This is a genomic window from bacterium (Candidatus Blackallbacteria) CG13_big_fil_rev_8_21_14_2_50_49_14 (assembly GCA_002783405.1).
Taxonomy (GTDB): domain Bacteria; phylum Cyanobacteriota; class Sericytochromatia; order UBA7694; family UBA7694.
Genome location: PFGG01000064.1, coordinates 45,990 through 63,846, shown reverse-complemented (window position 1 = coordinate 63,846; position 17,857 = coordinate 45,990). Strand labels below are relative to the sequence as shown.

Below are 17,857 nucleotides of genomic sequence, written 5' to 3'. Positions count from 1 at the left end.
CTCTTGTGATTAGTGTACTCGATTTTGAGTCAAGGCCGTCAGGGCTTCAGAGATCATCAGGTCTGGGGTAAAATGAGGTATCCCCTCAGGAGGCTTACTGCCATGCTTAAACTTTATGATTTGAATCTCTCCCCCAACGCCTTTAAAGTACGTGCTGTTTTGCATGAATTGGAACTGCCCTTTGAAACAATTCCCGTCGATATTATGCAAGGAGGGGGGCAAACCCCTGAATACCTGGCGAAGAACCCCAATGGCAAAGTCCCTGTACTTGAAGACGGGGAGTTCGTGCTCTGGGAATCCAATGCAATTATCAAATACCTGGCCCGGCTCAAACCTGAGGCGGGACTTTTGCCAGAAGACGCACGCCCTTTGGCACGCCTGGATCAATGGCTTTTCTGGCAAAGTGGCCACTATTATACGCCGATTATCAATCTGGCGGTCGAAAAAATGTTTAAACCCATGGCGGGCAAAGAGCCTGATGCGGTTCTTGTGGCCTCTCTCACCCAAGACTTTTTACGTCTGACCCAGGTCTTAAACCAAGGATTAACAGGTCGTGAGTTTCTTCTCGGGCGTATTTCTGTTGCAGATTTCGCCTTGGCCTCTACCCTGGTTCCCCGTCAACAACTGGGACTTGATATTTCAGCCTTTCCGGCAGTAGCAGCTTGGATCGAACGCATGGAAGCCCGAGAAAGCTGGAAGAAAGCAAAGTGAGTGAGCACACTCAACCCAATCTGCGCATTGGGGATCTTCTGGTCAAGGAAGGTTTTCTTCAGCCTGCTCAAATGGAGAAAATTCTCAAGTTTCAGGCCGAACAGGAAACCTACCTTCCCTTGGGGCGGATTTGTGTTGAAAAGGGATTGATCTCAGCCCGTGAGCTTCAATCCCTTTTGCGCAAATACCATAAGCGCATGTATCTGGGTGAGCTTTTGCAAAACTTAGGTCTGATTACCCAGGCCGAATTGGAACACCTGCTTCAACTGCAAAAAATAGAGCATAAACGTTTGGGCTCTCTTTTGATAGAGCATCAGATCATCAATGAATCCCAATTAACCGACGCACTCAGTCTGCAATTGGATATTCCCCGCATGTTGCCCTCGCTGGAGCTGATCAATCCCCGCCTGCTTCAAGGCTTGGATCCCGAAGAGCTCCTCAACCAGCTCTATTTGCCCATGCACCGCCATGAAAACCAACTGACAGTTGTGATGGCAGACCCCCTCAACCAAGACTTATTGGAAAGCCTGGGAAGTCGTTTTCAATGCCAGATTTTACCTGCAATCGCACCTGCTTCAGAATTGCGTGAAAGCCTCAAAAGCCTGTTCAAAGAACTTCACAAAGAAAAAGATTTCGTGATTGAAAAGGAAAGCAATCCCTTTCAATTGGAAGAATCCAGTGAGAGCACAGACCCCACAGCCACGGCTGTCAATTTTATTATTTCAAGTGCCGTCCACGACCGGGCTTCAGATATTCATATCGAACCGCAGCAACGTTATTTGCGCATTCGTTTCCGAATTGATGGCCTGATGCATCACAAGACCGATTTACCCGCCCATGTAACCCCCGCCTTAATTCAACACTTTAAAAAACTGGCAAAGCTCAAGCCCGAGGAGAGCTTAAATCCCCAGAGTAACCATCTCCAGGCAGAAATTCGCGGCAAAGAAATGGATTTAAGGATTGCCACTTTTCCAGGGCAATGGGGTGAAAAAATCGTGATCTCCTTACTGGAAAAACACAGCACCCTGTTGAATCTTGAGCGGATTGGTTTTTCGCCAGTCAATCTCAAAACCACGCAACGCATGTTGGACCTTTCAGGTGGAATCGTCGTGGTCACAGGCCCCACGCGCTCGGGAAAATCGACCACGCTCTACGCCGCCATGAATTATCTCAACGATCTGGACAAAGCCTTGGTTTCACTTGAGAAACCGATCGTCTACCCCTTGCCCGGCGTGGTTCAGACTGAATTAAGTGGCCAGCAAAGCCCTGCCTATTTGATCGATTCACTCGTAGAACAAGACCCGGATATCGTCATGGTTCAGGATATTCCCGACACCGCCACAGCCCAAGCGCTGGTCAGAGCGGCGGTCATGGGCTATAAAGTGCTTACATCCTTGCATACCCGCGATCTGGCCAGCGCACTCTTTCATCTCATGCACCTCGGCATGGCCCCCTTTGAATTGGCCTCAACGGTTTCCTGTGTAATTGCCCAGCGATTGGTCAGACGCCTGTGTGATGCCTGCAAAGTGGTTCATGAGCCTTCAGCAGCAGAACTTTCCCGCTTTCCTTTAGAATCTGTAGACCCCCACCTCTATAGTTTTTATACCCCGATGGGCTGCAATGAATGTCTCTTTCAAGGCTACCAGGGACGTACTGCCCTGCATGAAATTCTGGTGATGAGTGATCCGATCCGCGATGCCCTGATCTCTGGTCAAACCCTGTCTGCGATCCGACACCTTGCCCGCAAAGATCAACAACTGGTTTCTTTTGCCGAAGACGGGTTTTATAAAGCCACCCAGGGCATTACCAACCTGAGCGAAGTCTTACGCGTTAGCCCTTTAAAAGAGAGTGATCGCCAAACCAGTCGCAGTTCTGAAGAGGTCTTTGCACTCTGTACCAGCCGCTTACCGAATCCGCTGCTCGATCCGTCAGGCGAACACTGAGGTGAAAAATCCCCAGAGCCAGTCTGAAAAAAGTCAGCGCATGCATCTGTTCATCGCTCTGATTCTGCTTTTTTTGGCATTTTTGCACGGCGCTTTTGCCAGTGGCTTCGTCCCGATTCTGAACCAGGCCCTGGGCCCCCAGGCACCCTGGGCTTTTTCGCTCTATTTTTTAGGGCTTTTGCTGGGCCAATTGTCGATTTATCTCTTTGAACGCTTAAATGCCAAACGCTGGAATTATCCGCTCTATGAAATGGGTTTCGGGCTCTCACTTATTTTTATGGCGCTCTGCAACAATACCCCTGGTTTTATCTCTGGTCGCCTGCTGGAAGGCCTGATGGGGGGCTTGGCAACTCCCCCTTTGTTTAATTATCTGGTCACTCTGAATGCCTTTGAGAATGTCGGCAAGCGCGTTGCGCTGTTTAATTCAGTCTTTGCCTTGGGCTATGTTTTAGGCCCTGTCATGGTTTCAGGTCTTCAGTTGCTCATGCCCTATACCCGTGCCCTAAATTTCAGTGGACTGCTGTTTATTTTGATTCCCATTCTCTTGCTCCTGCTGCCTACGCCCCATCCGCCGCTGCCCGATCGGGATCTTTCCCTGAAAAAACTCCTGCGTGAAAATGACTGGTTCGAAAAATTCTCGACTCTGTTTCTGGCCAAGGGGCTCTATGGCTATCTGATTGCCTTTACCGCAGGCTATTTAAACAAGTTTCTGCCCGGTTTCTCGATTGCCAAAGTCATGCTGGCCTTTTCTGTACTCTTTGTGATGGGGCAAATTCTCACCGAACGGGGATTAAGGGTTTTCCCCAAAAAACACCTTGAGGTCTATTTGCCCCTTCTGATCGCAGCCCTTTTACTCGCCTTTCTGGTGACCCACCAAATCGGTTTTATCTTTGTACTTGCCCTTTTTCATTCCGGCCTGGTCTATATTGGCACCCTCAATTTTGGCCTCAAAGCAGCCACAGCAAGGGAGTTCGCCCTGTTTAGCTGTCTCAGTGATCCTGCTATGATCATTGGCGCGGGCCTTGCAAGTTTTGGTCTGGCGGGCGTTTGGGGCATTCTCTTGCTTTTGCTTTTACCCGCCCTGCGGGCGCTGGGCCTCAGCCCACAGAGAACCCGTGCTGAAGCTGTTTTTCCTTGGATTGGCCCGCTGACTGTGGTCAATGTTTTTCGCAAACAGAAAGATCCCCTTTTCAGCCCCGCTTCAGATGCCATTTCCTTAACGGATTTAAAGCTTGAATCACAAGCCTCTGAGAGCGAAGTCCATTCCCTCAAGCTGCTTTTTGCAGGAGATCTTTGCCCTCACCGGGATTTGCCACAAGCTTGGTCTTCAGAGCTGATACAGGAAATAGCCGCTCATGATCTGGCCTGTCTCAATTTAGAAGGTGTGCTGGCGGATCAAATCGGCGATCAACATCTGCATGCCTTTACCCCTCAACAATTGGAAAAACTTTTGTATCATTCTCAAAAACCGCTTTTTCAGATCATCAATCTCGTCAATAACCATGCCCTCGACCAGGGCGTTTCAGGTTTCAATCTCAGCGCAGATACTTTAAGGCAATGGCCTGGCCTGACCCCGATCGATTCCCGTTTTCAGAAGGTCAAACTTAAAAATTTCACACTGGGCTTTCTTGCTTTCAGTTTTGGTATGAACTTTCTGCTCAAGCGCGACCCCCATCTGATCTTGCTCAGCCCAGACAAGTTTTTGCAGGATAAAAAGCGCCAGGCCACCTGGCTGGAGAAAATTCGTGAACTGAAGGCTGAAGTCGATCTGCTGATTCTTTCCTGGCATTGGGGCTATGAAGCCGAAATTTTTCCCAGCCAAACCCAACAGGCCTGTTTTCATCTGCTCGCAGAGGCCGGTGTAGATCTTCTTTGGGGCCACCACAGCCATTTGGTTCAACCTTTTGAAAAGCACCAGAACAGTATTTGTCTATACAGTTGTGGGAATCTCAGCTCGAACCTTCCGGGCGCAGCTTACCAGCAAGGCGCACTCTGGAGCGTTGAACTGACTTTGCATCCTGATTCCACACAAATCCAAACGGTGAAACCCTTCTTCTTTGTTCCCGAAAACCAAGTTTTAAAGGGCCTTGCGCCTCAAGCAACACAGCTCTGGCATTCTTTTCAGGAGGCTCGCCATGCAAGCACTTAGTCAATTTCTCTTAAAGCGAAAAGTTCTCCTGCTCAGTCTCTGGCTGCTCTTGATTGCAGCCAGCCTGGTTTACCTCTTCAAACAAGGGCATCCCATGGTGCAATCCCCAATTTCAGGAGCTACAGGCACAGAAGCCTGGCAAGTGACCCAAATTCTGGAAAAGGACTTTCAATTCAATCCCGATCTCTCTGCTGGCATTGTCGTCGAAGGCCCTGCCCCTGGATTGGCTGAAGCCATGAAAAAAGCCTTTCCCAAAGAAATTGGCCGCCTGTTTGAAATTCCTGGGCACCGCCCCCACCAGCAAAGCCTTTTTTTTCTACAGTATGATCCCAAACTGAATCTGGTTCAGGCCCAACAGGCAACTCCCCCCATGCGCACCTGGCTGCGCCAATGGGAAAAACAAAACAAAACACGCGCCTGGCTAACAGGACATGTGGGCTTTGTTTTTGATATGAACAATGCGGTCTATGAGGAATCGTCACAAAATGAAAAAATCGCCCTGGTACTGGCGTTTATTATTCTGGTGCTGAATTTTGGCGGACTCTTTGCCGCTCTTTTGCCGATCTTGATGGGAGCCTCAACCCTGATACTGCTCAACGCGTTGACCCTGCTGATGGGATTGCAACTGACCCCGGTTTCATTTGTCATGAACAGCATGGTCGGGTTGGCATTGGCGATTGATTATTCTCTGTTTATGGTCAGCCGTTTTCGTGAAGAAACCCGCCAGGGAAAAACCGATCAGGAAGCTTTGAATCAAACCCTGCGTCATTCCGGTGAAACGATTCTTTTTTCAGCCTTGATTATGATTGCCAGTATCGCCGTATTGCTGATTCCCGAGGTTTCAGCCAGCCGGATGGTGGTTCAGGGCCTGACCCTTGTCGTTTCTCTCTCGCTGTTGAATGCTCTGATTTTTCTTCCTGTTTTATTGCTCACAGCCCGCCCAGTGCTTGAATTTCCCCGCTTTCTTTCCCGTGCCGTCGGACGAATCGACAGTTATCCCTATTGGCGACGTTTTTCTGCCCATGTGGTGGAATATCCCGTACGTTATTTTCTGCTCTCTTTGCTGGCAATGGGAGCCTTGGCCCTGCCGGCCCTGAATCTCAAGCTCTGGGAGCCCCTCCAGGCAGTGGTTCCGAACCGCAGTGAATCGGTACAAGGCTATGAAACCCTGAAAAAAGATGGCTGGGGAGGAGAACTTTTGCCCATCGATGTGGTGCTTTCTGCTCCGGAAGGTCAATCGATCCTGGATGAAGCTTTTTTAAAGCAATCCGAACCCCTGATTCAGGCGATTGAAGCCCTGCCCCATGTTGATTCGGTTACTGGCATTACCCGCTGGAACCCCGATTTTCAACCCGAACAATACCTCTCTTTTTTCAGATCTCTGGACACGCTCAGCAATTTGGGCATGGTGCCAGCCGATCATCCGGTCTTCAGACTCTTAAACAAAACACGCAACCGCACCATTTTGCAGGTCTATCCCGATAAAAATCTGGATATTCAAACCATTTACACCATTATTGATGGGATTCGCCTGGAGGCAAAAAAAAGCAAGGGTCTCAAAGTTCAAGTCGGCGGCATTGTCGATCGGGCCCGCGATTTTACCCACGAGCTTTACCGTTACGCACCCGGAATGACGGCTCTGGTAGTGCTGGGCATTTTACTGATTCTGGGTATTTATATGAAAACCCCCATTCTGCCCCTGAAAGCGGGACTGATGAATTTTATGCCCATCCTGGGGGCCTTTGGCCTCTTGGTGGGGGTATTTCAATACGGTTGGTTTAAAACCTGGCTGCATACCCCGCAACCGGGGGCCGTTACAGCCCTGGTGCCGATTATTCTTTTCTGCATTACCTTTGGTTTGAGCATGGATTATGAGGTGCTGATTCTGAGCCGTATTTCAGAAGGCTATCACAACCATGGGGACGTCAAAGAGGCTGTGATTGAAGGGTTAGCGCGTTCAGGCGCAGTGATTACTGGGGCGGCGATTATTCTCTTGGGGGTCTTTTTACCGGGCGTATTTTCGGCTTCCCCCTTGGTTCAGGAACTTTCAATCGGTATTTCTGCCGCCCTGATTCTGGATGCCACCCTGCTCAGACTCTTCCTGGTCCCCAGTTTTATGCTGCTTTTGGGACGCTGGAACTGGTGGAATCCCTGGCACCGCTCCTGAGCGCAAGCGGGTCAGAAATTCCAGCACTTCGTTCTATTTGACCAAGCGCAGATTAAATTGCCCGCTGCCAGTAGCCCCCCAAATACGCAACCACAGCGGCAGCCAGGCTTCAGTTCCGCGAGCCGTCGTGATATCTCCCAAATCGAGAATAAAAGCATCTTTCCAGCCAAAGGAAAGCAAAAGTTCTCTGACCTTTTGCTTGGCTTCAGGATCATTTCCACTGAGGAAAACATGGTGCTCCCCCTCCCCTACCAGGCCTGGATTGACCATGATATTGCAGTTCATGGTATTGAGTGTCTTGACCACCAAAGTCTGGGGAAAAGCCCTTTGGATCTGTTCTCCCAGTGAATCTGTATTGCAAACTGATAATTGGGGGGGCATGCCCTGAGAAAAATCCAAAGGATTTGCCAAATCAATTAAAATTTTGCCTTGCATATTCTCTTCGCCAGCGGCCTCAAGCGCAATCAACGAGGCCCCGCCTGAGGTGCAATTAAACAGGATTTCTGCAAAACGGGCAGCATCGGCAAAGGTGCCCTGCGATGCATTTTGAGGAAATTTTGCAACCCATTCAGTTGCCTTGGGATGATTGTCTGTGCGACTTCCCATTTTGACCTCATGGCCCAAATCAAGCAAACGGGTCGCAATCGCCTGTCCGACCATACCCGTTCCCAAAACCGCAATTTTCATACTTTATCTCACTTTTTTATTTTATTCTGCCAAACCATCGCTTTTTCAAATTCAATTTAAACACGCTTTGTCTCATCTACCAAGCGCTCAAAAAATGCTTTGAGATAAAAAAAAGAGCAACCCTTTTTCGGGCTGCTCTTTGAAAGCTTTAAAAAGACCGTTTAAGCTGTGGCCTTGCGATGATGGGTCGGATTTGCAATTTCACGCCAACTGACCAAGAGCGGACTGGCAATAAAAATACTGGAATAGGTTCCAAAGATAATGCCCAGCAACATGGCCAAGGAGAAATACTTAATCGTCGCCCCACCGAAAAAGGTAAGGCAAAACAGCGGAAACATGGTGGTCAAAGAGGTATTCATACTGCGCGCAATCGTTTGATTGATCGACTCATTGGCCACCTGCGCAAAGGTTTTGCCCCGCCCCATATCGCCTGCATTTTCGCGGATACGGTCAAAGGTAACAATCGTATCGTGCACTGAAAAGCCTGCAACCGTGAGAATTGCGGTGACAAACAAGCTGTCAATTTCAACCCCCATAAACATGCCCATGGCAGCAAAGATCCCTAAAACCGTTGTCACGTCATGACACAGGCAGAAAATCGCACACATGGCATAGTCAAAACTGAAGCGAAAGGTCAGATAGAGCACGATCATGCCCATCACGATCAGGGTGGCCCAAACAGCTTTGGACTTTAATTCTCCCCCAATGGTCGGGCCCACGACTTCAACACGGATCTGTTCAAATTCACCGAATTTACTTTTGAGGTCGTTAAAAATCTTGACCTGTTCTTTGTTGTCGATCGGCTTCGAACGAATCGAAGTGATGGTTTTTCCTGCACTGTCTTTCATTTCACTGAGCTGGGCATCACTGAAGGTTTCTTTGTTGATGGTCTGAAGCTCTTTGCGTAACTCGCTGATCTTGGGAGCCTTGGCAAAGGCCAATTCAAACATAGACCCCCCGGTAAAATCAATCCCGAGTTTAATGCCGCCCATAAAAATAAGTATCAGACAGGGAATAATATAGCCAAGCGCAATCAGGTACCAGAGTTTGCGTTTGGATATGACTTGAAAATTGGTTGATGTAGGTATTCCAGCCAAGGGAGGCAGTCTCCTTTATTCGATTACAAGGGGGCATTATAGCACTTTTTTCTGCGGGGCAGAGGTGAAGCTTGATGATTCTTAAAAGAATGCTAAAGCGGGCTTAATCCTGCCAAATTTCTTCAAGGCTTTGATGCGCAACCGTCTGTTGCAGGCGTTGACTGTCCATCACGGTCTGTTGAAATTTGCCCAAAGCAATCCAATACTTCAGCGTCAGCAATTTGAGCGCCTCGGGTTTGGGCAATTGATCCACTTCTTTCAATTCTAATTCGCGGTAAGGAAACTCCAAAACACTGGAACGCGCGGGATAACCATAACGCTTCAAAATGGGAATCATGGCTCTGGGAAAACTTTGAATCGCCTCCCAAACTTTGAGGTTCTGGCGCAGGCTTTCTTTGGGTCTGCGGCTGGGGGTTTCTTTCAACCACAGATCTTCATCGGCCAAAAAACCAATCAAACGCCCGATTGCATCCCGTGAGGTTTCCTGCATTTCACGTTTAAACTGTTTCACCCGGTGACGATCAAACTGCCCGGAAATATCTGGATAGGCTTTAAAAATTTTTTCAGCTGCCTGTTCGCTGAAGTCAATCAGACGCAATTCTAACTCATCAAGGATCTGGCTGACCAGTTCCAACATCTGTTCTTCTTGATCTGCGCGGCGCTCATTCAGCTGGGCTAGTTTTAAGGCATCCATCTTAGGTTTCTGAGTAGCTCCTGAAAGAACTGAGTTTCTCCCATTATAGCAGGGGATACTCAAATTCAAGCCTTAGCAAACTCTCGAAGCGGCCTTCATTATGCTGAAGCTGAAATCTTGAGCGCCTCAATTTATCAGACCAGACTTGAGCGTTCAGACCTGGCGGGCATAAACGGCATAACTGCGCGTAGGCGGCCCAAACTGATCGTAAATGGTACGCCCCTCTTTGGCCAAAGCTCCAATACCCGATTTTACACCTCGGGCAAACCCATGTTTCAAACCATAATAAAACATATCGTAGGCCAATTCAGAGTGGCGGTGTGTTGGCTGAATGCCAAAGGTATGCAGAACCAAACGCTCTGGTTGTTGCTCCAGCATTTCAAGCGGATTCACAGGGGCGCCCTTCAGCGCTTGAAAATAAGCAGCATAATCAAGATAGGCATAACCCAAGCCAATCACATCCTGTTCATGATAAAAAAGGCCAAACAGATCGGGATGAATCTGCATCAAGCCCGCAATACCTGAAAAAGCCTGCTGAAACTCTTCAAAATCAAGTACGGTATAGCCATAATTTTCAGAAAAAACTTCCATCGCAATCTGATGAGACAAACGCAATTCCTCTTCCAGGGCATCCGGCCGGAAAGTCTGAAGCCGGTAAGAGGCAGGTCGCTGAGCCCGTATTTTTTCAATCTGGCCCTGCAAATACTGGTACATGCCCCTTAATTGCATCTCCCCAATATCCCAACTGTTCCAACGGGCCACAGGCATCAAACCGGCACTTTCAAGCAAAGCCGGATAATATTCAGGTGAGCGGGGCTCGCCTAAAAACGGCGAAGTTTCAAAGCCCGCGGTCTGCACCCGATAGCGGTTAAAAATATGCAAATCCACAGGTCCATGCAGCGTATCTTTCCCCCCCTGAACAGAAACCCAGTCCATTGCTGCATTGAGCAGGGCCTGGGCCACATCGGGACGATTATAGGCTTCAAAATAGCCAAAATGACCGACCCGTTTGTCTTTTAATTGGTGATCCAGCGAAGCCAGAATTCTTCCCACCACACGCTCGCCATCAAGCGCCAGAAACGCTTGGGCCTGACCATGGCGGAAAAAGAGATTTTCAGTACTCAATTCAGCACGTACCTGTTCCCGTGAGGGGGGAATCCAGGCATGTTTCTCAGGATAAATCTGCCAGGGCAGCTCAAAAAATGCCTCCATACGGGGGTCATTCAAATCCAGTGGAACGATTTGCATGGTTCAGTTCTTCTTTCCAACTTTGCTGCCCTGGTGTACACGGGTTTCTATCGCTTGGGCGGAATAATAACAAATATCCGGATCTATGGCCACTTTGCCAGGCAGAAAGAGCTGAATGATGGTTGAGCCCCCCAGAGCAAACCAGCCCTTTTCCTGACCGCGTTCAAATTTCCCTCCTTGGCTTTGCAATTGCTGAATTCGGCCCACGACAAGCGCTCCCACTTCGATTTGCAGCACCGGCCCAAACTGTTCGGTATGCAGCAGCGTCCATTGGCGTTCATTTTCAGGAAAAACCGTCCGACAGGCTTGCGCCAGTGGACTGACGGAGTGAAGCGCCCCGGCAATGCGCTGATGCGCCCGGTGCCAGCCACGGTCAATATAGCAGTAATGGTGATAGTCCACAGGGGCCAATCGGTAAATCAGACAGAGGCCCTTGGCATAAGTTTGCGCCAGGGAGCCATTTTGCAAGAGGTCCCGCAGGGCAAAGCGTTTCCCTTTCACGGGAACGACCACACCTTCTTCCAGGGGAAGCATCAAAACACGGGCATCGGCAGGCGAAACCAGGTGTTCTGGCACTGGATCGATGGGGCGGGCACCTGGCTTGAGCTGACGGGTAAAAAAAGCCTGATAATCGGCATAGGCTTCGGGCGGTTTTTCAAGCTCAGAAATATCCAGGCCATACCTCTGAATAAACGTTTGGATCTGGGCCTGGCTCCCTGGCTGTTCTTTCAAATGGCCATAGAGCTTGGAAAACCATTTGCGACTGAAAAGTGCTGATTCAAAGAGTCTTCCCAAGGGGTGGCCATAGGCGAAATCCATAAATCCCCGCTCAAAAACCTGTTCAAACTCCAGCGTCTGTGTCTGACGGTTATAAAGCGGAATCTCTGCTCGGTTTGCCATGTATCAGGGCATCCAGGGGTGCCAGCTCCAAAGCACAATCATCACCCCTGCCAAAGCAGGAAAAAAGGCATAGGCCTTGCCGCGGGGCTTGGGAATCTGCAATTTGCTGATGAACAGACTGCCTGTGCCCCCGAAAAGCAAGAGATTCCAGATCATGCGCAGCATTTCTGGCAAGAGGAAATAAACAATCATTCCCAAGGGCAAAATCAGGGCCATATAGGTGACGGGCAAACCCGTATAATATTGAATTTCACCCTCTCCCGCCAGCCCCTTCAGATTAAACCAGGCCAAGCGGTTGAGCACTGCCAAAAGATAAAATCCATAGACGATCCACTCCAGCCAGGAAGAACCCAAGGGCAAAAGCATTAAAACGGGGGCCATGCCAAACAAGCAAACATCTGCCAGAGAATCAATTTGTGCGCCATAGGCCTGTTCTTCTGGGCTCAGCTCCATTTTACGGGCCACCAGACCATCAAAAAGATCGCAAAGCCCTGCCAGCATTAGGCAAATCATGGCAGCGGGAAACAAGCCTTTCCAGGCTGCAAAACAGCCATTCAAAGCCAAGAGCACACCCAGTGCCGTGATCAGATTTGGTAAATTTAGATAACCCAACATGGCCCTCAGTGTACTTGAGATCAGGGGCTTCTGCAATTGAGTTGACACAGATCATGGCGGCCAAGCGGCTGACTCAGAGTATAATGATCGTAAGATTTCAGAGCGAGTCAGGAGACCCCCATGAGTACCGCACATTCTTCCCCTCAAGCCTCCAAAAGTGCAGCCACAACAGCCCTCAAACTCGGTGACCTAATGGTTCGCGAAGGCCTCTTGACCATGGATGGCCTGCACAAGGCCCTGGCCATTCAAAAACAATCTGACGAATATCTGCCCTTGGGTCGTGTCTGCGTTGATTTAAAATTAATCAGCAAGCAAGAGTTACAGCGTTTTTTAAGCAAATACCAAAAACATATTCAAATTGGTGAGCTTTTGGTCAATATGGGGCTCATCACTCAGACCCAAGTCCAAAAAATCCTTGAAATGCAAAAAGCTTCCTCCAAACGCTTTGGCGCTCTTTTGGTTCAATCGGGCTTTATTTCTGAATCTCAACTTACCAATGCACTCAGCATTCAATTGGATATCCCGCGCATGATTCCTTCGCTTGAATTGATGGATCAACGCTTGCTCGAAGGCATTGATGAGGAAACCTTGCGTTTCAATGAGTTTATTCCTGTCGATCGCAGTGGCAACCAAATGACCGTGATTATGTCAGATCCACTCAATTCCAATCTGATGCAGCAATTGGTGGATCGGTTTAAATGCAAAATCATTCCGGCGATTGCCACCCCCAGCGAAATTCTTTCAACCATCGCAGAATTTTTTGGCCCCCGCCGCAAAGGGCCCGAAGAAGTCAGCCTGGATCAAGATCTGATGCTCAAAGAAACAGAACAGGATAAAACCAAAGAAGAAGTCTCTTCTATGGCCCGTTTTCTGGTTCGCAGTGCCGTTGAAGAAGGCGCCTCTGCTCTGCATGTTGAGTGTCAGGAAAATTATGTGCGCGTTCGCTTGCGCAAAGACGGCGTCATGGTTCACAAAACCGATCTGCCCGTCCGGGTTGGCCCCGCGCTGATTGAAATGCTCAAGACTGCTTTCCGTTTAAAAGGCGGGAAGTATTGGCAGGAAACGATTACCACCCATGTCGCCAATCGCAAGGTCGATCTTTCGATCTCCTTTTTTCAGGGGCTGTGGGGTGAAAATTTAGTCGTACATATTCTCTATGCTCCCTCACGCATGCTGATTTTCGACAATCTCGGTTTTTCCCCTGTTAATTTGAGTAAAATCAACAGTTATCTTGAGCGTTCAGGGGGAATGATCATTACCTCAAGTCCGATTCGCTCAGGAAAATCCACCCTGATGTATGCCTGTTTACTTACCCTGAATCAACTCCACCGTTCGGTGCTTTCGCTTGAAAATCATGTACATTACACCATGCCGGGCGTCATTCAGCATCACTATAAAGGCGATGATCCTGAAGCCCATGAAGCATTGGTAGAAGCCATGGCTGAATATGACTCCGATGTGCTGATGGTGGACGATATTCCAAGCCCTCAATCAGCAGACTCGCTGAATCGTGCCGCTTTAATGGGCAAAAAAGTCATTACCTCTCACCATGCTGCCGACACAACCGCGCTGATCTATGCTTTGGTCAATTCTGGCTGTGAGGCTTTATTGCATTCCCCTGTGCCGATTCTTTTAATTTCACAGCGGCTTTTGCGTCGTCTCTGTGAAAAATGTAAAGTGCCCTATTCACCCAGTGAAGCGGAACTTACAGGCATGAAAGTCATGGCAGGTGATCGAGGGGCTTACCAATTTTATACGGCAAAAGGCTGTAAAGACTGTCAGAACCAGGGATACACGGGTCAGACTGCCATTCACGAACTGCTTGAAATCACCGACGAAATTCACAATGCCGTTCTGCAAAAAAAATCCTCAACCTCTATTCGGGAAATGGCGCGGCGTGATTCAAACATGATCTCCATGATTGAAGATGGGGTCTTTAAAGCCTCTGCAGGGCTGACCAGTCTGGAAGAAGTGCGCCGCGTCAGCCTCATTCACGACAGTGACAGCAAGAGTGCACGTTCAATCAAACAAATTTACACCCTCTGCACCAGCAAATAACTTAGCATTTTGAACGGTCACCGGGGTTTCGGGCTGAGGCTCCAACCACCATTGGGGTCGACTGTCAAACTCATCGGGGCGAACCTTTGACAAGGCTTCTTCAAGGGTGGTTTTGCCCTGCATAACTTTTTCCATGGCATCCCAATAGAGGGTGGTCATGCCCTGCTCAACGCCCAATTTCTTCAAATCATCGGCATTCATGCCGGGGGTATTGAGGGCTGTACGAATCGAATCGGTTGGAATCAAAAGTTCATGAATGCCAGTCCGGCCCCGATAGCCCCGTCCCTGACATTGTTCACAGCCACCTGGCCGATGCAGAATTTGATGGGCATCGGCGGGCAGTCCCAGTTGTTTAAGCTCCAAAGCAGACGCTTTGTAAGGCTCCCGACAGGTCATGCACAGGGTACGCACCAAACGTTGGGCACAGATCATCAAAATCGATGAGCTGATCATAAAGGGTTCAACCCCCATCTCAATAAAACGGGTAAGGGTCGAGGCTGCATCATTGGTATGCAAAGTAGACAAGAGCAAATGCCCTGTTAAAGCCGCCTCAATCGCAATATGCGCCGTTTCCTGGTCGCGAATTTCCCCGATCAAAATCACATCGGGGTCCTGCCGCAAATAGGAACGCAGGGCCCGTGCAAAAGTCAGACCAATCTCTGAATGCACCTGCAATTGGTTGATGCGCGGCAGGGTATATTCAATTGGATCTTCCGCCGTTTGAATATTAATTTCGGGTTTATTGATTTCGTTCAGGGCAGAATAAAGTGTCATCGATTTACCCGAACCCGTGGGCCCCACATGCAAAATCATGCCATAGGGACTTTTGATCAGGGTACGGTAGAGATCGAGGTTGCGCTGTGAAAAGCCCAAGGAATCCAAGGGCAAAGTGGTTTTATGTTTATCAATAATACGCATGACGATTTTCTCGCCAAAATTCATGGGTGCAACAGCGACACGCAAATCAAAATCAGGGCCCTGCCGCATATATTCTTTGAACACGATCCTGCCATCCTGGGGCAAACGCCGCTCGGCAAGGTTCAAACCTGACATAACCTTGATACGGGCAGACATGGGCATAATCAAAGACGCTGGCTTCAGCCGGTGCACATCCCTGAGTTCACCATCCACGCGGTAGCGCACCATCACACAATCTTCCCAGGCCTCAATATGAATATCTGAAGCCCGTGCTTCGTAGGCTTCGGCAATCAAACGATTGACCAAACGCACCAAGGGAGCATCGTTTTCAACATTGGGCAGGTAGATTTCATCGGTATCATCCTCCACATCCAAGGGAGAGCCCTGCTGTTTGTTGTAACGGCTTTTCACCTCCTGCATCAATTCACTCATCTCAACGGGGGGTTGTTGCATTTCGCCTTTTTTTTGCGCCTTTTTCAAATCGCCTTCTAAAAGCTGAGTTAAGATCCGCGGAGAAGAAATAAACTTGGGCGCATTGCGAAAACGACGCAAGGCATCAGAAACTTCAATTTCAAAGGGATGTGGCATTAAAAACGCAAGTTGATTCTGCTCAGTTTGAAAAGGTACCAAATGGTAACGGCGGCAGAAGGGCAGGGGCAAAACCCCCAATTTTAACTGCTCCGGGTGAATTTCAGGCAAATACCCCAACCCCGTATAGCTGGCAATAATCTGCGCAAGGTCCGTATCACTGAACCCTTTCTGCATGCCTTTCAAATAAAGCGAGTCGGGGGTTAAAGAATGATCAAAGGGCTGCTCCAAACGATCACAGAGATGCTGTACAAAGCCATTAAAATCAGCCGGGGAGGATTTTTCCTCTTTGAGCCTATTTGCCAGATGGGTTTCATGGTAGCCCATCGGTGATCCCACAGGCACCAGGCCAGGCATATTTCCAGCGGAAATTTGCTCTACAGGAACTGAGTTCACAGGGGATCCAGAAGAAGGGCTCTGCATTTGAAAGCCTTTTGACTCCGAAGCAACTGGCAAGCTTTCAAGTGTTTCTGTAGAAACCTCAGGCTCGGGCTCCTCAGGCTCGGGCTCCTCAGGCACAAAACTCTCTGTCCATTGTTCCCTCACTTCAAGCGCCTTGCGGATCTGTGCTTCCAACTCTTCCTGTTGCACGGGCTTGCTCATATACCCCACCGCACCGGCCTGAAAAGCTTTCAGACGACTGTCAGTGCTTTGTTTTCCCGATAAAAACAAAACAGGTATCAAAGACCATTTCTGGTTGGTTTGAATATCTTCGCATACCTCATAGCCTGTCATATCCTTCAGGTCAATATCGAGCAAAATAACATCGGGCAGACTTTTCGTGTAATTCAGAAATTTCAAGGCTGCTTGCCCCGAGGGTACATGTGAAACATCATAGCCTGCCCGTTTTAATCCAAATTGAATCAATCGGGCGAAATCCAGATCGTCGTCCACAAAAAGTATTTTCGGTGCTGCGCTCATACAGAAATGACCTTTCTGAAATAGGAGAGAAGTTGATTTTGACGTTGCGCCCAATTGAAAGATTTTACCACGTCATCCCGCGCGGCCTGGCCCAATCGCCGACTGAGCAGAGGATCCTTCAAAAGGGTTTCGATCGCCGCGGTCAAGGCGGCTTGATCTCCGGCGGGATAAAGCCAGGCGGTCTTCTGGTGCTCAAGTATTTCCTGAACAGCAGGTAAATCAGGAGCAATGATTGCTTTACCCGCCGCCATATACTCATAAATTTTAATCGGATTACAACCCTGTACGCAATTGCGTTCTGTTTCAATCAGGGGCGCCAGCGCAATTTGGGCACTTTCTAAAAGGGCTGGCATATAAGCATGCGCTAAAGGGTCTAATAATTCCACGGCATGGGTCAAGCCCAGTTGATAAACCCTTGCCAAAAGATTCTGCTGCCAACGTGGGTTGCCCTTGCCCACCAAACGCAGACGAAATGGGGGCTTGACTTTTTGAAGCGCTGCTAATAATTCTTCTAAACCCTGCCAGGGGGCCAATGTACCCAAATAAATCAGATAGGGCACTTCAGGCCATTCCTGCCAATGCGGAAGGAAAAGCTCAGGATCAGCCCCATTGCCAATTACTCCCATTTTTTGATAGCAGATTCCTTTGGACAAAAGCCATTTGCGATGCACCTGACTGGGGCAGATAAACCAATCTGCAGATTCAAGCACTTGCTGTTGCTGCGCTTGAATTTTAAAGCCCAGGCTCTCGGGCAATTCAGGGAAATGATGCTCCAACTCAATTTCAGGCAAACCGTGAACTTCATAGATCAATTGCCACTTGACGGGGTTTTGGCGACGAAATTCTGAGAGCACAAAGCCATCCCACAAAGAACGAAACTGAATCCATTCAGGCTGCCATTCCAAAGCCGTCTGCAAAACCCATTCCGCGAACTGAACGGTTTTTTCAAGAAAATGACTCTCAGGTGCAATCAGGCGGCGCACCCTAACCGTTCCCCAGCTTTCTTCGTCTGGCATACCCGGTTCGCCTAAAACCAAAGCCAAAACGTCAAACTCCTGCCCCAAGGCTTCCAACATTTTCTGAATTCTCACGCTGGCGCCTTTGGGGGCCGGTACCACGTCAAAAGCGGTATAGAGCAAACGCTTTTTCATCAAAAAAAAC

The 17,857-nt window shown here is 49.0% G+C and carries 13 protein-coding genes; 5 read left to right on the top strand and 8 right to left on the bottom strand.

All coding sequences use genetic code 11. The features are described from left to right. The first annotated feature begins 12 nt into the window (after positions 1-12). From COW20_15650 to COW20_15635, 4 genes are read left to right on the top strand one after another with little or no spacing between them, the layout of a single operon-like run. On the top strand, positions 13-711 hold the full coding sequence (locus tag COW20_15650) for a glutathione S-transferase (protein ID PIW46354.1): 699 nt from the start codon (positions 13-15) through the stop codon (positions 709-711). Then, positions 708-2,654 (top strand): hypothetical protein, encoded by a 1,947-nt coding sequence (locus COW20_15645; GenBank protein ID PIW46353.1) that lies wholly within the window; start codon positions 708-710, stop codon positions 2,652-2,654. Before COW20_15650 ends, COW20_15645 begins: the two co-directional genes overlap by 4 nt. 1 nt (position 2,655) lies before the next feature. Continuing rightward, positions 2,656-4,803, top strand: coding sequence for a hypothetical protein (locus COW20_15640; protein ID PIW46352.1), 2,148 nt, complete (start codon positions 2,656-2,658; stop codon positions 4,801-4,803). Further along, the gene (locus COW20_15635; GenBank protein ID PIW46351.1) at positions 4,790-6,970 is read left to right on the top strand and encodes a hypothetical protein; all 2,181 of its coding nucleotides are present in this window, start codon (positions 4,790-4,792) and stop codon (positions 6,968-6,970) included. Before COW20_15640 ends, COW20_15635 begins: the two co-directional genes overlap by 14 nt. A 33-nt stretch (positions 6,971-7,003) precedes the next feature. Here COW20_15635 and COW20_15630 read toward each other — a convergent pair whose 3' ends face one another. The 6 genes from COW20_15630 to COW20_15605 all read right to left on the bottom strand — a co-directional run bounded on the left by COW20_15630 (position 7,004) and on the right by COW20_15605 (position 12,211). Continuing rightward, positions 7,004-7,657 carry an NADP oxidoreductase gene (locus COW20_15630; GenBank protein ID PIW46350.1) on the bottom strand — a complete coding sequence of 218 codons (654 nt, stop codon included), beginning with the start codon at positions 7,655-7,657 and terminating at the stop codon, positions 7,004-7,006. Positions 7,658-7,818: 161 nt separating this feature from the next. Further along, the gene (secF, locus tag COW20_15625) at positions 7,819-8,754 is read right to left on the bottom strand and encodes a protein translocase subunit SecF (protein ID PIW46349.1); all 936 of its coding nucleotides are present in this window, start codon (positions 8,752-8,754) and stop codon (positions 7,819-7,821) included. A 103-nt stretch (positions 8,755-8,857) separates the two neighbouring features. Further along, a complete protein-coding gene (locus tag COW20_15620; GenBank protein PIW46348.1) occupies positions 8,858-9,448 on the bottom strand; it encodes a hypothetical protein in 591 nt (196 codons plus the stop codon). 153 nt (positions 9,449-9,601) lie between these two features. Next, positions 9,602-10,696, bottom strand: coding sequence for a hypothetical protein (locus COW20_15615; GenBank protein ID PIW46347.1), 1,095 nt, complete (start codon positions 10,694-10,696; stop codon positions 9,602-9,604). A 3-nt stretch (positions 10,697-10,699) separates the two neighbouring features. Beyond that, complete coding sequence (locus COW20_15610; GenBank protein PIW46346.1) at positions 10,700-11,596, bottom strand: phosphatidylserine decarboxylase; 897 nt, start codon at positions 11,594-11,596, stop codon at positions 10,700-10,702. A gap of 3 nt (positions 11,597-11,599) precedes the next feature. Next, positions 11,600-12,211 carry a hypothetical protein gene (locus COW20_15605; GenBank protein PIW46345.1) on the bottom strand — a complete coding sequence of 204 codons (612 nt, stop codon included), beginning with the start codon at positions 12,209-12,211 and terminating at the stop codon, positions 11,600-11,602. Positions 12,212-12,331: 120 nt separating this feature from the next. Between COW20_15605 and COW20_15600 the strand changes: the two genes are divergently transcribed. Next, the gene (locus COW20_15600) at positions 12,332-14,269 is read left to right on the top strand and encodes a hypothetical protein (GenBank protein PIW46344.1); all 1,938 of its coding nucleotides are present in this window, start codon (positions 12,332-12,334) and stop codon (positions 14,267-14,269) included. On the opposite strand, the gene COW20_15595 is transcribed toward COW20_15600, so the two are convergent. Together COW20_15595 and COW20_15590 are read right to left on the bottom strand one after the other, a co-directional pair. After that, positions 14,231-16,696: a hypothetical protein gene (locus COW20_15595; GenBank protein ID PIW46343.1), complete on the bottom strand. Its 2,466-nt coding sequence runs from the start codon at positions 16,694-16,696 to the stop codon at positions 14,231-14,233. The two genes, COW20_15600 and COW20_15595, sit on opposite strands and share 39 nt — an antisense overlap. Then, complete coding sequence (locus COW20_15590) at positions 16,693-17,847, bottom strand: hypothetical protein (protein ID PIW46342.1); 1,155 nt, start codon at positions 17,845-17,847, stop codon at positions 16,693-16,695. Before COW20_15590 ends, COW20_15595 begins: the two co-directional genes overlap by 4 nt. Between the last annotated feature and the right edge of the window lie 10 nt (positions 17,848-17,857).